Here is a 14759-nt window from a genome sequence, read left to right on the forward strand (position 1 = left end):
GGGGGGGGGCCCCCCCCCCCCCCCCCCCCCCCCCCCCCCCCCCCCCCCCCCCCCCCCCCCCCCCCCCCCCCCCCCCCCCCCCCCCCCCCCCCCCCCCCCCCCCCCCCCCCCCCCCCCCCCCCCCCCCCCCCCCCCCCCCCCCCCCCCCCCCCCCCCCCCCCCCCCCCCCCCCCCCCCCCCGCGGGGGAGCGGCCCGAACTATCTCTTATAGGAACAACCACGGATAGGAAGTCCGTCCGTTCCGTCCGTAAGCAAGCAACCGACGCGCGCGCGGGCGCGAAGCAGGCCGACGGACGGACGGACGGACATCCCACCCCCACCGAGGCGCAACGGATGTTGGAGGCCCCGGCGGTTGGGCGGCACCTGGAACGGCTCGGGGCCAGGCCGAGCCAGCGCCGCCACCTGGCCGAGGCCGTGGACGCGGCGTTGTTGCGATTCGATGCCGACAGGGTGAGTGCCTACCTGACCGATCGGGCGCGCACCGCCCAGACTGTGACCTACCTGCTAGCCGCGTTCACCGAGTACGCCGACGACATCGCGCAGATGGAGGCACCATTCCGGCGCGAGGATTACGAGGATGAGGCAGCATTCCTGCGGGCGGTGGCCGACGTCCAGGCCGCCGCCGACTGGCTGGACGCGGGCGCACCATTGCCCCCGGCCCCGGCACCCGAGCCGATTCCTGAGCCTGAGCCTTGTTCTGAGCCGACCGACGACGTGGTGACGTTCGACCGCCCGGCCTCGGTGGTGGAGCAGGGGACGCCGATCACGCGGGGGCGGCCGTCGTTGCGGGAGCAGTTCACCCAGCACAAGGCCCAGCACCGCACCGCCGCGTCCTGAGCGACTGACCGAATGTGCCACCGCACCGACATCGGGGGCCAGGATTCCGGGGGGACCTGGACACCACCGCCGCTGTCGGTGCGAACCGCTCGGTACGAACGCACAGGACAGCGGGCCACACCGGCCCGGTAGCCCCTCCGTGGCCCGCTCAGAGCCGAATTCCGGTTACGGGTTCCCGGTACTCACACCGTTGTAGTTTCGGGGCTCAGAGCGTCAATCAGACGGCAATACGGGGGTGTGGTGATCATGGCGGGGCCTGTCGGTCTCGGAATCGGCCAGTTCGGGGCCAACCTTCCGGCGTGTGCGCGCTTGTGCGCAACGCCGCGAGCGCACACAATGAGTTGTGTGCGCGCGGCGCACATGACGCGCTCTGTCTGGAGGTTGACCCATGTTGGAAGCAATTCCCCAGGTCACGCCCTACCTGATGGGCGGCGGCTCGACACTGGCCGCCGCGACCGGGTACGGCCTGGCTCACCGGTTCGGGGTCGGTATGTCGCACTGGCTCGCTGACGACGCGGCGGTCCGGGCGAATATCCGCCGCGCCGCTCGTATCCGCCGGACCTGGCCGAACGTGGCCAACAGTCTGGGCCTGGTCCACGAGGACCGCAATCCCACGATGGCCGACAAGTGGAACGGCCGCCCCAAGGCGCAGACCCCGCGTATCCGGGTGCCCCGGATCGTGCGCATGGACGCCGACCGCTACGGCGTCACCATGTACGTGCGCACCGTGCCCGGCGTCGGCCGCCGCGCGTTCTCCAACGCAACCGAGTACATGGCCGATGAGTGGCGGATGCGCCAGGTCTGGAGCACTCCCCTCGATGACGAGGCCGAGTGGGGGCCGGGGTTCGTCAAGCTGCGCATGGTGTATCACAACCCGCTCACCATCACCGTGGAACAGGATGTGCCGCACCGCATTCAGGACTTGCGGGCGGGTGTGGAGCTGGGATTGAGCGCGTCCGGTGAGCCGGTCGTGTTGCCCCTGGCCCAGCAAGCCACGATCACGGTCATGGGCGCGTCGGGGTTCGGCAAGTCCATGTTCACCCGCAACCTGGTGGTCAAACTCGCACCGTCCCGACACGTGCAGTTCCTCGGGGCCAACGGCAAGGCGGGCAGCGGGGAGCGGGGCCGCACCCGCGGCGACTACCGCGCGCTCGCGCCTCGGTACGCGCACCTGGTCGGCGGTGATCCGTGGGAGGTGAACGAGCTGCTGCACGGCCTGGTGGAAGAGATGTACCGCCGCCTTGACTCCATGTTCGACTGGTGGGGGGTGGATGAGTTCTGGGAGCACGGCCCCACCGAGGACATCCCGTTTTTGCTGGCCACTTTCGACGAGTGTCAGGAGTACCTGACCACCACCGAGCGCCCGTCCACGAAGTTGGGCGCGATCGTGGCCGACAACGTGGCACAGCAGCGCAAGCTGACCAAGATGGGCCGCGCGGCGGGTATCGCGACGGTGCTGGCCACCCAGAAGGGCACCGACGACGCGATGCCCACCGACATTCGCGACGTGGCCACCGCGGCTATCGCGTTCCCGGTCCGCTCGCGCGCCCAGGAGACCGCCGCCCTCGGGGAGGCGATCAACGACTACCCGGAGATGAGCCCGCGCAAGATTCTGCGCGATCCGTTCCGGGGTGTGGGCACGATCCTCCTGGACGGCGCGGGCGGCGCGTCGGGTGGTTTCACCCAGTTCAAAGTGCCGCTGACCTCTCCGGGTCTGGCGGCGGCGGTGTGCGAGAAGACCAGCGCCTACGTGCGCGAGGTGCCCGGTATCACCATCGGCCGCACCCGCGTTCCCGACACCCCGGCCCAGGCCATCGAGCTCAGCCGCGCCCGCGCCGCCAAGAAACAGCGCGACAGCGGGAACCCCGGCGCGACAGCATGATTCACCACTCACCACTCACCACACGGGGAGGAATCCACCCATGAGCAACCCATCCGAGGCCCCCGGCGGTTCGGTGCAGTTCGACTACACCGCCAGCGCCGCCTATACCGCCGCCGCCGCCCAGGCCGCCGCCCTGCTCACCGACGCGGCGGGTACGTCCACTACCGCCGCCGGTCTCGACTTGTCGGGCCTCGGTGTGCTCGGTAAGGAGTTCGCCGCCGCCTGGGCCGCCGCCTGGGGGCGGGTGGCGGCCACGGTGGGCACGGCGGCGGTGCTCACCGATGCCTACGGCCAGGCCGTCACGGTGTGGGGTGAGGTGCTGGCGGGCACCGACGCCGACAGCGCCGCCGCGATCACCGCAGCGGGCGGGGGCCAGGCCCCCGCCGCCGCCCCGACCGGCCCGGCCCCCACCTGGGAGGTGTGAGGTGACCACGACCGGCGCGGACACCGATACCACCATCCCCGAACCCGCCTTAGTGACGACTCTGGTTGATCCGTTGTTGCGGTTGCGGGCGGCGCTGGGGGACGGGGCGCGCCCGGACGCGCCGACGCTGGCGGCGCTGGCTGCGATCCCGGCGACTATCGCCGCCTCGGATGAGCCACACCGGCTCGGGGCCACCGGATTGGAGGCCGCGCAAACGGCGGTGGCGGCGGTGCCCGCGATCACCCGCACCCGCAACGAGGTGGCGGCCGTGGCCGACACCACGGCGGGCCTGGGCGCGACGCTGGCCGACGCCTACGCCACCCGCGACAGCGCCGCCGCCAAGCTCGACACCCTGATAGCCGATTTCCGGTCTCGGGCCACGCCGCTGGTCAACACCGCGCGCTCACAAGCCGACTTGGACGCGGTGGTGGACCTCGCCGCGGATTACATCCGCGACGGGGTGAGCGTGGTGCAGACCGCCAATGGCGAGATGGACACCCACACCGGCAAGGTGAACATCCTCGGGGGTGAGGAGACCGCGCCCCGTGTGAGCGTGCCGAGCGGATTCCGCGGCGACACCGGCACGTGGGGCGACAAACCCGCCAGCACCCCGGCGGGCACCTACAACACGCCGACGCTGACCTACACCCCGCCCACCGCCACGACGACGGACCCGGTGTTGGCCGCCCAGAACGCGCTACAGACGGCGCTGATCAACGGCGGGGTCACCCTGGGTACCTCGCTCATCGACGCGGGGGTGAGCGTCGGAACGCACCTGATAGACACCGTGGCCAGCGTGATCACCCACGCCATGGACAAGGGCACCGAAGTGGCCACCACCGGCATAGACGCGCTGGCCACCGTGGGTACCACCGCCGTCACCCAGGCCATCAACCCCAACGCCAACAACGGCAACGGCAACGGCGGGGGCGGGTTGTTCGGGGGCCTGGGCGCGGGCGCGCCCACCGGCCCCGGCGGCAACGACGACCCCGCGCCCGAGGATGGTGCCTCTCCCGATATCGGGTTCAACCTCGGTCCGGGCCTGGACGCTGGCCCCGAGGACGCGAGTCCGGCCCCGTCGGCCCCGTATCCGTCGGCCCCGACGTATCCGGACCTCGGGGGCGGTACCGACCCGGCCCCGGCCCCGTCGGCGGGCCTGCCCACCGAGGACACCGGGACCGGCGGCGCGGCGGTCCCGCCGCCGATCGCTGCCAAACCCACACCCACCGAGCAGGACCGGCCCCGCCGCGACGGGCAGGCCGGAGTGACCGCCACCGCCTGAGCGGCCACGACCTGAGCACACCGAGGGGGACAGACACCATGAGCGACAAGCCCAACCCGTTCGACAGCCCGTTTCTGTTGGGCGACAACGGCGCGAGCCTGCCCGCGTTCGCGGGGATGCCCAGCGCCGCACCGACACCCGAGCCCGAGCCCACCCCGGCCGCCGCCGACGACACCGACGACTACGACGATTACGACGATTACGACGACGGTCCGGCCGCCAGCGTCCTGGTGGACCCCGACGCGGTGATCGGCAAGGCCCCCGCCGCGCCGCGCCGCGCCGCCGTCCCCGAGCTGCACGACGACGACGGCGGCGGCCCGGCGGGCAGCGTCGCCGATCCCGGGGACGAGTGGGGCACCGCGCGGCCCGCGCCGGTCTACCGCGACACCGCCGACGACTACGACGACGGCGGCCCGGCCGCCAGCGTCCTGGTGGATCCAGACGCGGTGATCGGTAAAGCGGAGGTGAGCGGGGTGCGGCCCGGCCCGCGCCTGGTCGACCCCGAGGACACCGAAGCCATCTACGGCACGACGCTGGCCGCCGACGCGGTACTCGGGGCCGACCGCACCACCGTGGAACTCGGAGAACCCCCACCACCGCCGCCGGTACCGGCGAAAGTGGTGGCCATGGCGGGCAACTGGGACGACTGGCTCGGACGGCCGCGCAAGGGCACCACCCCCACCGCCGCCGCCGCCGACCCCGATGAGGACGAGTGGGATATCCCCGACTACGACGCCGACGACGACACCGCCGATCAGGGCTACAGCGCCACCGCGCGGCGGGGCCTGGTGGACCGCAGCGGCAGCGTGAAACCCGTGGTCGGCCGCCTGGCGCGGCGGCGCGAGGACACCGACACCGAGGTCAGCGTGTACCGCTCGCGCAGTGTGGCCGCCGCCGTGGCCACCGTGGCCGCCGCCGCCGTGGTGATCGGCACCATCGTGGTGGTCAACCTCAAGATGGGCGGCCCGACCGGCGCGCTGTCTCCCACCACCACGGCCCCGGCCCTGGTGCCCGCGACCGCCGCCCCGGTGGCCAGCACCACCGCCGTGGTGCCCGAGAACTACCCGCACGCCACCGCGAACTGTTACGCCACCGCCGGGGATACGACCGTGGTCGGCGCGGGTCCGGGTGACCCCGCCACCCCGGCGGGGGTGATCCTGGCGTTCGAATGGGCCTACTACGTGGACCGGTCCGGGGCGCGGGCGCGTGAGCACGTGGCCCCCGACGCCACCGTGCCCGACGCGGCGGCCATCCAGGCCGGTATCGACACCGTGCCCGACGGTACGAAGTACTGCGTATTCCTCACCCGCGCCGACGCCGACGGGCGCACCTGGCAAGTGGAGCTGCACGAGCAGTACCCCACCGATCCGGCCCCGCAGCGCTACGCCCAGGTGATCACCACCCGCACCGAGGGCGGGCGCGCCCTCATCACCGCCATCACCAAACGCTGACCAGGGGGAGCGATGCCCGAGACCGCCGCACCGGCCCCCAGACGGCCCGCAGAGCGCCGAAATCCCCGCCCCCGCACATCGTGTGCGGGCACGGCCCCGACAAGGCTCATAGGCGCTGTGACGGGGCCTTTCGGGGAACCGACACCCGACATCCTTACGTAAGGATGTAAGGGTTGCAGTACGTAAGGGTGTACTGCTAGGGTGGTGCCATGACCACGACGAAGGGACAGACCGACATGAGCGAGCACACCGAGACCGTGACCCCCCTGGGCTACGTGGCGGTCCTGTCCACCGGCCAGGCCCTGCCCGACCCCGAGACCGACGACCGCGCCCCGGCCGTGTTCGCCACCGTGGCCGAGGCCCTGGCCGCCGCCGACGCCGCCGCCGCCGAACTGGCCGACCACTTCGGCATCACCCTCGGCCAGCCCACCGCCATGCGCGCCGCCGACTACACCCCCCCGGCCCCGGCCCCCGTGCATGTCCCCGGCGCGGGCGCGGTGGCCGCCCTGGCGGGCACCTACCCCGCCCCCGAGGCCCGCATCACCTACGAATACGCGGTGCTGCTGCCCTCGGGCCTGCTCTACCGCGACGAGACCGCCCAGGCGCGCGGATGGGCCTACACCGCCTACCCCACCGCCGAGCGCGCCGACGCCGCCGCCGCCGACATCGCCGACCAGCTGAGCGACCGCGGCATCCCGTCCCCCCAGGTGCGCGTGATCCGCCGCGCCACCGTGACCACCGTGGGCACCTGGGAATAGTCCCACAACGACGGTTCCGGGCATTCTCACCATGCCCGGGACCACCCGCCCCTGACCGGCAGCACCCAGGTTCGAGCCCTGGAGGGGCACGAAGGGGTCCGGGCTCATCACCCGGACGGGCAGGTGATCCCTGACCGTGTGCCCGGCCCGCCACACGGCGGGTGGGGCCGCCCCGCCGGATTTCCCCCGTAACACCGATTGGAAGAGGCGACATCATGAGTGGTCACGTGAGCTTTGCGCACCAGGACCCGCCCCACGAATTCCGCGCGATCCTGTGCGCCGGACCCGGCCGCAACCACACCGGTCTGGAGATTCGCACCCGGGGCACCTACCTCACCGAAGACGGCTGGGACATCCCCCTGACCTGGGAAACCTTTGCCGACGGGGAGAGCGAGACCTTGGACACGGCCACCGCCGATACCTGGCTGACCGAGGCCGGATACCGGCGCACGAGCGAGTGGTCCGCCCCCCGGCCCGCGACGTCGGGCCGGACCTTCTACCGCGCCGACATCGCCCCGGCCACCGCCTGAGACGCGCTCGCAGACAAGGAGATATCCCGCAATGGCACTGTTCCGGCGAGTAGTGAACGAAGTGACCACCGATGACGTGGCCGAATTGCTGGCCGCCAGCAAGCACACCAACGAATTGTTGGGTGATCTGTTGACGGTCCTGGAAGAAATCCGCGACGGCCTCAAAGAGCCCGCCACGGACCACGAGAGCCAGGGCAAAACCCTGACCAGGATCGTGGACGAGTTGACCAAAGACTGACCCCTCATCACCGAACGGCCCGCAGCGCGTCTCACCCGCTGCGGGCCGTTCGCTGTGTCCCTCGGTGTGGGCGCGTCTACGGTGTGGGGCCATGGCGACCGAGACCACGCCCGCCCCGCGCCCCTGGCACGCTGGCGGGCCGCTGCTGCCTCCCGTCCAGGCCCCGGCGGTCCTGCCCGCGTGCGGCCATCCCTGGCCCGAGTACTGCCGGGGCTGCCGCCGCTGCACGCTGTGTGTGGCGTGTTCGTGCGGCCCCGCCGACTGACCGAGAGCGGGCACCAGGCGGTACACCCAGGCGTACACTCTGGCGTATGCCTGCCTTGAAACCGCTCACGATCAAGCTCCCCCCGCATTTCCTGGACGTGGCCCGTGAGGTGGCCGAGGCCGAGGACACCACCGTGTCGGCCTGGTGCGCCAAGGCCGTCACGGAGAAGCTGTTGCGCCTGGCCGCCGAGGCCGAGGCCCAATGGGCGACCGAGCACCCAGAGGAAACCGCCGCGTTCTACGCCGAGCGTGAGGCCGAGGCCCAAGAGCGTTGGGAGCGTGAGCAGGCCGAGGCCCGCCGCCACGGTGACGCCGCGTGACCGATATCGCCCGGGGCCAGGTGTGGGACTACCGGGGCATCTCCCACACCCGCCGTGTGCTGATCGTGTCCACCGATGCCCTCAATGACGCCGGATATCCGATCGTGGTGGAGGTGACCACGGTCGCGCCGCGCACCGCCGCCATGAAGCTACTCAGCATCAATCTCGGGGCAGAGCTGGGCGGATACGCCCGCGCCCGCGCCATCGGCGACGCCAACCCCGAACGGTTCGACACCCTGATCGGCACCGCCCCCGATCACCTCATGGACCAAGTGGACGCCGCCCTACGGGCCGCCCTGGCCCTGTAGCAACCACCCCGCTCACCCCCGCGAACACACGGCGCGCACACGCTGACCTGGGCGGATGAGTGCCCGCGGCGCGGGCCCGCGGGCGCCGCCGGCGCAAGTTCGGCACCGCCCCCGCAAACCACCACGGCGCTACCGCGCACCGTACGACGACAGCGGCCAGGCCCCGGAAATCTCCGGGGCCTGGCCGCTGTCGCGTGTATCGGGTGGGTGTGCGTATCGGTGCTATCGGTGGCCGCCGCTGCGCAGCGCGATCACGCGCCCGCTCTCGGTGCGGATGTCGGCCAGGGTCTCGCGGATGGCCTTCACGGTGTCTCGGTGCGCGCCGCTGTGGCGCACCGAGGCGGTGACGCTCGCGCCCGCGTCGTGGTCGGCGATCACCTGGGCCACCTGCTCGACCGAGGCCCGCAACCGGGGCCGCCGCGCCAGCACCTCACCGGCCGCGAGCACATGGGACTGCGACACCGCCGCGCCCGAGGACTCGGGGGGTGCGGGTTCGGCCACGGTCTCGGGGGCGGGGGGTGCGGGTTGGGGTGCGGGTTGCGAACCCGCCCATGCGGGTTCGTCGGCGTGGGGTGCGGGTTCGACCGGCGCGGGTGCGGGTTCACGCTGCGGGGGTGCGGGTTCGGCCACGGCCTCGGGCACCGTGACGGCCTCGGACATCACCGGGGGTGCGGGTTCGACGCTCGGGGGTGCGGGTTCGACCGAACCCGCCCGGTCCGTGTCCTGCTCCGGTCCTGCCGCGTAGGCGCTGGTCACTGGGGCCGCTTCCGACCGTGGCCGCGCGGGGGCGGGTTCGGGGTCGGTCTCGGGTTCGCGGTGCCCGGCCCCGCCCCGCGCACCCGCATAGGCGGGTTCGGCGTGCGCCCTTGCGGGTTCACCAACCCGCATAGGTGGGTAGGCGGGTTCGCCACCGCCGGGGTGTGCGGGTGCGGGTTCGGCGGGGTGCGGGTATGCGGGTTCGACCGAACCCGCCCATGCGGGTTCGTCGGCGGGGGGTGCGGGTTCGCTGCCCAGGGGCGCGGGTTCACGCTGCGGGGGTGCGGGTTCGGACCGGCGGGGGTGCGGGTATGCGGGTTCGATGTCTAGCCGCTGGGAGGGGCGATAGACCGCCGCCGGGGACAGCGCCGCGTCATCGGCGGGAATGGCCGCCGCCGCCGCGTCCATGGCGCGGGCCAGACCGGCCGACACCGCATGATGGATCAGCATGGCTACCGCGATCATGACCGGCGCGACCGAGTGGACCCCGACCGCCCACCAATCCCGCTGGGCCAGGTGCGGGAAGGTGTTCAGCGCGACCGTGGCCGCCAGCAACGCCACCTCCGCCGCCACGATCTTGCGGCCTTGGTCGTTGACCTCCCATTCCTCCAACTTCGGTTGAATCACCATCACCACGACCAAGCAGACCGAAATGAGGGCTTCCACGAAGTAGGCGAACCACCACATGATGTTGCTCGCGGTGGTGCCCGGCGCGATGTTGTGTTGCACGTTCACGGCCGAAATGGCCATGGCCACCAGCATCACCCCCGCCAGCGCCCAGGACGCGCGGCGGCGGGTGCGCGCGAGTTCGGCCAGGCGCGCGGTGGGACTCATCGCGCGCCGCTGGGCCGCCAGCGCCCGGCGGGCCTCCCGTAGGTCGCTGATATCGGCATCCTGGATTTCGGCATCCAACTCGCGCATCTTCCGCGCGGCGGCCAGGCGCGCATCGAGTTCGGCGGTACGGGCCGCCACCACGGCGGCGGCCTCGGTGCGCCGAAACGTCCGATCGTGCCCGCGCAGTTCTTCGGCCAGCGCCCGCTCATCGGCCAATTCCTCATCGGAAAGGGCCTCGGTGAGGGCGGGGTCGAACTGGTAGGGCAGGCGGGCCGCCGCGCGCTGCACGCGCGCGGCCAAATCCGCGGGTGACTGGTCTATCGGTGTGGTCGGGTTCTCGGTCATGGTTCCCCCTGGGAATCGGTCACTGCTCTTGTTCGAGCTTTTTCAGCGCGTCGAGCTGGGCGCGGGCGCGGGCAATGTCGGGGTGATCGCTGAGCAGGTCGGCAACGGTCAATTTCAGTTGGCGGCGCTGGCGCTGGGCCAGGAAGTCGAGGACCTCTTTCAGGTCCGACGGAATATCGACCGTCAGCCGCGAATAACCCGCTTTGACCACGCCGGACTTGGGCTGCACGAACTTGGCCGCGTCAGCCGCGGCGGCGGCGGCCTGGGCGTCGGTCGGGTTCTTGATCGTGGGCTTGCTGCCTCGGGCGTTCACTGCGGTGTCTCTTTCTGTTCGGGGTCGGTCAGAGCCAAGGTGGCCAGTTCGGTGGCCAACGCGGCGATTTCGCGGGCCGCCGCGCCGCGCGGGTCGTACTCGCGCACACTCAGGCCCTCCGAGATGGCCTGGGTGTAGATCGTGCGGCGCGGGATATCGGTCTGAGTGGGCGGCGCGATCACCGGGGCGGCGGCCAGGGCCTCACGCGCGGCGGTGGTGATCAATTCCTTGTCGTCGTAGCGCATGAGCACCGTGCGCACCCGCAGCGCCCACGCCAGCTCACGGGCGGCGGTGATGATCGGGGCCATATCCCGCTTGGTGGCCCACACATCCGGCGGGGACGCCACCACCGGAATCAGGATCACCCCGTGCTCATCCTGGGCGGCGGCCGTCACCCCGGCCCGAGTGATCACGTCGTTGCGGCCCTGCCCGTCGATCACCACAACATCGTGACCGGCGCGCAGTCGCGCGAAGTCGCGCCACAGACTCTCGTGCGGGTAGTGCAGCACTTCGAACCGCGCGGGAGTCTCGCGCATGGCGTAGGCGTCCACCACTGTGCGCTGAATATCGGTGTTGATCAGCAACACCGTGGCCCCCCGGTCGGCGTACTCATCGGCCAGGTTGTAGGCCAGCGTCGATTTCCCCACCCCCCCTTTCGTGCTCACACACGCCACGACGATGCCCCCGGCGGCGCGCATCCGCGCCACCAGCGACCGACGCGGCGGCGGTGTCTTCGCCATTGGCCCGGCCCTTTCTCTCGGTTCGGTGAGGTGATACCGGCATACCGTACCACGGATATCCTTAAATACAGACTCAAAGGTACAAAGCGATAAGGGTTTACAGAGATAAGGACGTACGCGTACCGTGGGACCGGACCGCACCACCGGAGGACACCCGCCATGGACACCACCGCCACCGAAACCACCCGCTACCAGCACATTCGCCGCGCCCTGGCCACGGCCGCGCGGCGGCGCTACCCGGCCGCCATCACCGCCGCCACCCGCCCGGCGGTGTGGCTGCTGACCCTGGCCGCCGCCGTCGTCGTCGGCATGATCAGCGCCGGACCCACCACGGTCACGCTCGAATTCGTGCCCGCCCCCACCACCACCTACGCCCAGACCAGCGCGCCCACCGACACCACCACCGCCGGGTGCGTGATGTTCTGCGACGCGCCCACCGATGGCGGCCAGACCCGCGCCAGCGTTTTGGTGGGCACCGTGCTCGCCATGGCCGCATGATCCAAAGACCAAGACAGCGAGAGGAATTCACGCCCATGAGCCACCCGACCCCGCCCCGCCCCGAGGCCACCCCCGACGGCCCGCCCGTGCGGTTGCGGTCCGGGAACCCGCTGCGGCCCGCCGATTTCGTCGTGATCACCCCCGACGGCGGGGTGCACTTCTGCCACCGCGAGGACAAGCCGCTGCCCGAGGCCATCCGGGCCTGGGTGCCCGCGGCCACCCCCGCCGGACTCATGCGCACCACCCCCGGCGGGGCCTACATGATCCGCGTGTGGACCACCCCCGGCAGCGACGGCCCGCACAATCGCTTCGCCGCCCGCGCCCTGGCCCGCCTCGGGTTCGGGTCCACCGACCGCCGCCCCGGCACCGTGGCGATATCGGGTGCCCGCGACGACGCGGACCTCGGTCCCGACATCCAGCGCGAGATCGTGGCCCAAATGGACTACGAGCGCCGCCGCGAGGATGCCGAGATCACCGCCGCCCTGGCCGCCGACCCCGCCGCCGTGGCCGTGGCCCGCGAATGGCTGGCCCGCACCAATTCCCGCACCGCCGCCGAGGTGGCCCGCCTGTCCCCCGAGGCCGTCATTGCCACCACTGACCAGGCGTACGGCCTGTACCGCTTCCTGCGGGAGGCCGCCGCCGACATCACTGCCCGCCGCACCGAGGACACCACGCCATGACCGAATACCTGCACGCCAGCGACTACGACCCCGATCTCTCCCACGCCCTGCTCATCGGCGTGTTGATGAAGATGGGCGGCTCTATCGACCTGGCCCCCGGTGACCTGGCCCCCGAGGCCCTGGGCGACACCGAGGGCAAGGTCTACCCCCTCACCCTGGAGCCCTTGCCCGACGGCGGGGCGCGGCTGTCGGTGGCCCCGACCAGCCTCGGACGCAAGGGGTGAGCCGTGCGAGTAGTCAACGCCGCCCGGCCGCACCCCGCCACCGAGGCCCAGGTCCTCGCGGCGCTGCGGGCCTGGGATGTGCCCGGTATCGCGATCTCGGGCGCGCTGGTCCCGGTCACGGGCACCGCCAGCGCTGAGGCCGATGTCGTGGTGATCCTGCCGCACCTGGCCGTGGTGTGCGAGGTCAAGGGCATTCGCGAGCGCGTGGGCGGGGTGCTGTCGTGCCCCGTCCAAGGTGACTGGTCCATGCCCGGCATCGTGGGCGACCCGGTACACGCCCAGGCGGGCGGAAACCCCCTGGAGCAACTGACGCGGACCATGTTCGGGTTCAAGAACTTCGCCGAAAGCGTGACCGGCGCAAGCCTTTTCACCAACGGCCTGGTGCTCGTTGTCCCGTGGGAGGGCACCACGCTCACCCTGGACAAAGGCCCCATCCCCATGCCCACCGGCCGTGATGTGCTGGTGGCCGACCGCGACGGCGCACGACTGCGGGCCTGGTGTACCCGCCGCGTCGGCCGCCGCGAGGTGGTGTGGACCGCCGACCGCGTAGCGGCGGTGCTGGCGGGGCTCGGGTTCACCGACACCGCCCGCACCGCCGATCAGCGCGTCACCCACGCCGAGCTGGTGGCCGCCGGATTCCCCGGCGACCCCGCCCAGGCCGCCACCGAACCCGCCGCCACGATGAGCCCGTGTGTGGCGCGGTGCTGGACGTGCCCGCCGACTACACCCGTGACGGGATCGCGCGACACTTCGAATGCGACCGAGCCGCCCACGCCAGCGGCAAGCACCGCCAGGTGACCGACAACGACGCTGGGACAGCGTTCGAATGGCCCGACGGATGGCAGTGGCCAGCGCGGGCCTGACTGGTCAGTCGTCGCCGTAAAGGGCGGCGGGGCCGGTGCAGGGACACCGCTGGGCGGGTTCTACCGGTGCGCCGCCACCATCACCACACCCCGTGCATACGGATTCCCTTATGCACGGGCATACGGGAATACGGGTATCTGTACCTACTGTGAATTTGGGCAAGAAATCTGTAGCTCAATCCACAATATCCCCACCTTTAAGGCTATACTTGGGGGAGTCGCCGAGAACAAGGGAGAGAGCCCATGGCCCAGCTGTCGAAATTGGAAGAACAGCGCATAGCCGAATTCGTGGCGCGGGTGGCGGATATGGACCCGAAACAATTGCGCATGACCGCATTGGCCGAGCTGTCCTGGATTCACAACCGCCGCAAGCCGGACGGGCAAAAGTATTCGGCCCTGACAAATCGCAACCTCATCGCAGCCTACCGCCACGCCCTGGCTGAGAAATTCGGCGAATACTCGCCAGCATCGAAATATCTCCGGTACTCCCCAGCGCGCAAAGAAGAGTACGACAAGCACCAGGCCGAGGCGCGTAAAGCCAAGCACCAAGACGTCCGGCCGTTGGACCCCGATGTCTACGTTGACACCGCCCTGGTGTTGCTCGGTGAGGTCATGATGGGCCGCTGGTCCAACCCGAAAGCAATCGCCGCATTGTGCGCCCTGACCGGCCGCCGACCGGTAGAGGTGGCCCTACGGGGCACATTCGCCCCTGTACCGGACAACCGCTACCAGGTAGTATTCAGCGGGCAGGCCAAGACCCGCGACGCCGAGCGCGCCACGGCACCGTACACAATTCCCATCCTGGGAGACCGTGACCTCATTTTGGAAGCAATAGAGAAATTGCGCACAGAAATAGACCAGAATATCGACAATAAACAATTCTCCGCCAAGTACAATAAAGAAATAGGACTTGCCTCGAAAAAGGCATTCCATGACTGCGACGGAAAACCGCTAATTCCCTCGGACTTGCGAGAGGCATACGCCGCTGTGGCATACTATGAATACGCCGAAAGGAACGTGCTCGACATCGCTTACAAATGTGAAATCCTCGGGCATAAATTCATGGACACCACCCTCGATTACCTCGGATTCTATATCGAGACATCCGAATAGGAATTACCTCCACAAATCAATAAGAATTCAGCCCCACAAATTCGGAATTACGAATTTGTGGGGCTTGAATTTGCATTTTGAATTCGAAAATGAATTTGC

18 protein-coding genes are annotated in these 14759 nt (G+C 70.5%); 15 read left to right on the plus strand and 3 right to left on the minus strand.

The genetic code is table 11. From position 1 onward, the window contains the following. Nucleotides 1-333: 333 nt before the first annotated feature. The 10 genes from QK444_RS18220 (at nt 334) to QK444_RS18265 (ending at nt 8294) form a co-directional block, all read left to right on the plus strand. A complete protein-coding gene (locus QK444_RS18220) occupies nt 334-837 on the plus strand; it encodes a hypothetical protein (protein WP_282781873.1) in 504 nt (167 codons plus the stop codon). A gap of 388 nt (nt 838-1225) precedes the next feature. Then, on the plus strand, nt 1226-2719 hold the full coding sequence (locus QK444_RS18225) for an FtsK/SpoIIIE domain-containing protein (protein WP_282781875.1): 1494 nt from the start codon (nt 1226-1228) through the stop codon (nt 2717-2719). A 40-nt stretch (nt 2720-2759) separates the two neighbouring features. Next, nucleotides 2760-3143 (plus strand): hypothetical protein, encoded by a 384-nt coding sequence (locus QK444_RS18230; RefSeq protein ID WP_282781877.1) that lies wholly within the window; start codon nt 2760-2762, stop codon nt 3141-3143. A 1-nt stretch (nt 3144) separates the two neighbouring features. Continuing rightward, nucleotides 3145-4425, plus strand: a complete 1281-nt coding sequence (locus tag QK444_RS18235) for a hypothetical protein (protein ID WP_282781878.1) — start codon at nt 3145-3147, stop codon at nt 4423-4425. A 38-nt stretch (nt 4426-4463) separates the two neighbouring features. Beyond that, the gene (locus QK444_RS18240; RefSeq protein ID WP_282781879.1) at nt 4464-5876 is read left to right on the plus strand and encodes a hypothetical protein; all 1413 of its coding nucleotides are present in this window, start codon (nt 4464-4466) and stop codon (nt 5874-5876) included. 209 nt (nt 5877-6085) lie between these two features. Then, entirely contained in the window at nt 6086-6634 is a 549-nt protein-coding gene (locus QK444_RS18245; protein WP_282781881.1) for a hypothetical protein, read from the plus strand. A 227-nt stretch (nt 6635-6861) separates the two neighbouring features. Beyond that, on the plus strand, nt 6862-7164 hold the full coding sequence (locus QK444_RS18250) for a hypothetical protein (protein ID WP_282781883.1): 303 nt from the start codon (nt 6862-6864) through the stop codon (nt 7162-7164). Nucleotides 7165-7195: 31 nt separating this feature from the next. Then, nucleotides 7196-7402, plus strand: coding sequence for a hypothetical protein (locus QK444_RS18255; RefSeq protein WP_282781885.1), 207 nt, complete (start codon nt 7196-7198; stop codon nt 7400-7402). 311 nt (nt 7403-7713) lie between these two features. Beyond that, nucleotides 7714-7986 (plus strand): hypothetical protein, encoded by a 273-nt coding sequence (locus QK444_RS18260; protein WP_282781887.1) that lies wholly within the window; start codon nt 7714-7716, stop codon nt 7984-7986. Further along, a complete protein-coding gene (locus tag QK444_RS18265; RefSeq protein ID WP_282781889.1) occupies nt 7983-8294 on the plus strand; it encodes a type II toxin-antitoxin system PemK/MazF family toxin in 312 nt (103 codons plus the stop codon). Before QK444_RS18260 ends, QK444_RS18265 begins: the two co-directional genes overlap by 4 nt. A 222-nt stretch (nt 8295-8516) precedes the next feature. On the opposite strand, the gene QK444_RS18270 is transcribed toward QK444_RS18265, so the two are convergent. From QK444_RS18270 to QK444_RS18280, 3 genes are read right to left on the minus strand one after another with little or no spacing between them, the layout of a single operon-like run. Further along, on the minus strand, nt 8517-10229 hold the full coding sequence (locus tag QK444_RS18270) for a hypothetical protein (RefSeq protein ID WP_282781890.1): 1713 nt from the start codon (nt 10227-10229) through the stop codon (nt 8517-8519). A gap of 19 nt (nt 10230-10248) precedes the next feature. Continuing rightward, entirely contained in the window at nt 10249-10542 is a 294-nt protein-coding gene (locus QK444_RS18275) for a hypothetical protein (RefSeq protein ID WP_282781892.1), read from the minus strand. Continuing rightward, nucleotides 10539-11282: an AAA family ATPase gene (locus QK444_RS18280; protein WP_282781894.1), complete on the minus strand. Its 744-nt coding sequence runs from the start codon at nt 11280-11282 to the stop codon at nt 10539-10541. Before QK444_RS18280 ends, QK444_RS18275 begins: the two co-directional genes overlap by 4 nt. A 159-nt stretch (nt 11283-11441) precedes the next feature. On the opposite strand from QK444_RS18280, the gene QK444_RS18285 reads away from it, so the two are divergent. The 5 genes from QK444_RS18285 (at nt 11442) to QK444_RS18305 (ending at nt 14660) form a co-directional block, all read left to right on the plus strand. Beyond that, the gene (locus tag QK444_RS18285) at nt 11442-11780 is read left to right on the plus strand and encodes a hypothetical protein (protein ID WP_282781896.1); all 339 of its coding nucleotides are present in this window, start codon (nt 11442-11444) and stop codon (nt 11778-11780) included. A 35-nt stretch (nt 11781-11815) separates the two neighbouring features. Next, nucleotides 11816-12460, plus strand: a complete 645-nt coding sequence (locus QK444_RS18290; RefSeq protein ID WP_282781897.1) for a hypothetical protein — start codon at nt 11816-11818, stop codon at nt 12458-12460. Beyond that, nucleotides 12457-12684: a hypothetical protein gene (locus QK444_RS18295; protein WP_282781899.1), complete on the plus strand. Its 228-nt coding sequence runs from the start codon at nt 12457-12459 to the stop codon at nt 12682-12684. The genes QK444_RS18290 and QK444_RS18295 overlap by 4 nt, the downstream gene beginning before the upstream one ends. A 3-nt stretch (nt 12685-12687) precedes the next feature. Further along, nucleotides 12688-13482: a nuclease-related domain-containing protein gene (locus QK444_RS18300; protein WP_282781901.1), complete on the plus strand. Its 795-nt coding sequence runs from the start codon at nt 12688-12690 to the stop codon at nt 13480-13482. 308 nt (nt 13483-13790) lie between these two features. Next, nucleotides 13791-14660, plus strand: coding sequence for a protelomerase family protein (locus QK444_RS18305; RefSeq protein ID WP_282781903.1), 870 nt, complete (start codon nt 13791-13793; stop codon nt 14658-14660). Nucleotides 14661-14759 lie beyond the last annotated feature (99 nt).

The sequence above is a fragment of the Nocardia sp. CC201C genome (genome assembly GCF_030010695.1).
Classification (GTDB): domain Bacteria; phylum Actinomycetota; class Actinomycetes; order Mycobacteriales; family Mycobacteriaceae; genus Nocardia; species Nocardia otitidiscaviarum.

Bases quoted from the DNA above. Each gene is read 5' to 3' on its own strand.
- QK444_RS18220 (WP_282781873.1), top strand. From the start codon at position 334: ATGTTGGAGGCCCCGGCGGTTGGGCGGCACCTGGAACGGCTCGGGGCC.
- QK444_RS18225 (WP_282781875.1), top strand. From the start codon at position 1,226: ATGTTGGAAGCAATTCCCCAGGTCACGCCCTACCTGATGGGCGGCGGC.
- QK444_RS18230 (WP_282781877.1), top strand. From the start codon at position 2,760: ATGAGCAACCCATCCGAGGCCCCCGGCGGTTCGGTGCAGTTCGACTAC.
- QK444_RS18240 (WP_282781879.1), top strand. From the start codon at position 4,464: ATGAGCGACAAGCCCAACCCGTTCGACAGCCCGTTTCTGTTGGGCGAC.
- QK444_RS18245 (WP_282781881.1), top strand. From the start codon at position 6,086: ATGACCACGACGAAGGGACAGACCGACATGAGCGAGCACACCGAGACC.
- QK444_RS18255 (WP_282781885.1), top strand. From the start codon at position 7,196: ATGGCACTGTTCCGGCGAGTAGTGAACGAAGTGACCACCGATGACGTG.
- QK444_RS18260 (WP_282781887.1), top strand. From the start codon at position 7,714: ATGCCTGCCTTGAAACCGCTCACGATCAAGCTCCCCCCGCATTTCCTG.
- QK444_RS18270 (WP_282781890.1), bottom strand. From the start codon at position 10,229: ATGACCGAGAACCCGACCACACCGATAGACCAGTCACCCGCGGATTTG.
- QK444_RS18280 (WP_282781894.1), bottom strand. From the start codon at position 11,282: ATGGCGAAGACACCGCCGCCGCGTCGGTCGCTGGTGGCGCGGATGCGC.
- QK444_RS18285 (WP_282781896.1), top strand. From the start codon at position 11,442: ATGGACACCACCGCCACCGAAACCACCCGCTACCAGCACATTCGCCGC.
- QK444_RS18290 (WP_282781897.1), top strand. From the start codon at position 11,816: ATGAGCCACCCGACCCCGCCCCGCCCCGAGGCCACCCCCGACGGCCCG.
- QK444_RS18295 (WP_282781899.1), top strand. From the start codon at position 12,457: ATGACCGAATACCTGCACGCCAGCGACTACGACCCCGATCTCTCCCAC.
- QK444_RS18305 (WP_282781903.1), top strand. From the start codon at position 13,791: ATGGCCCAGCTGTCGAAATTGGAAGAACAGCGCATAGCCGAATTCGTG.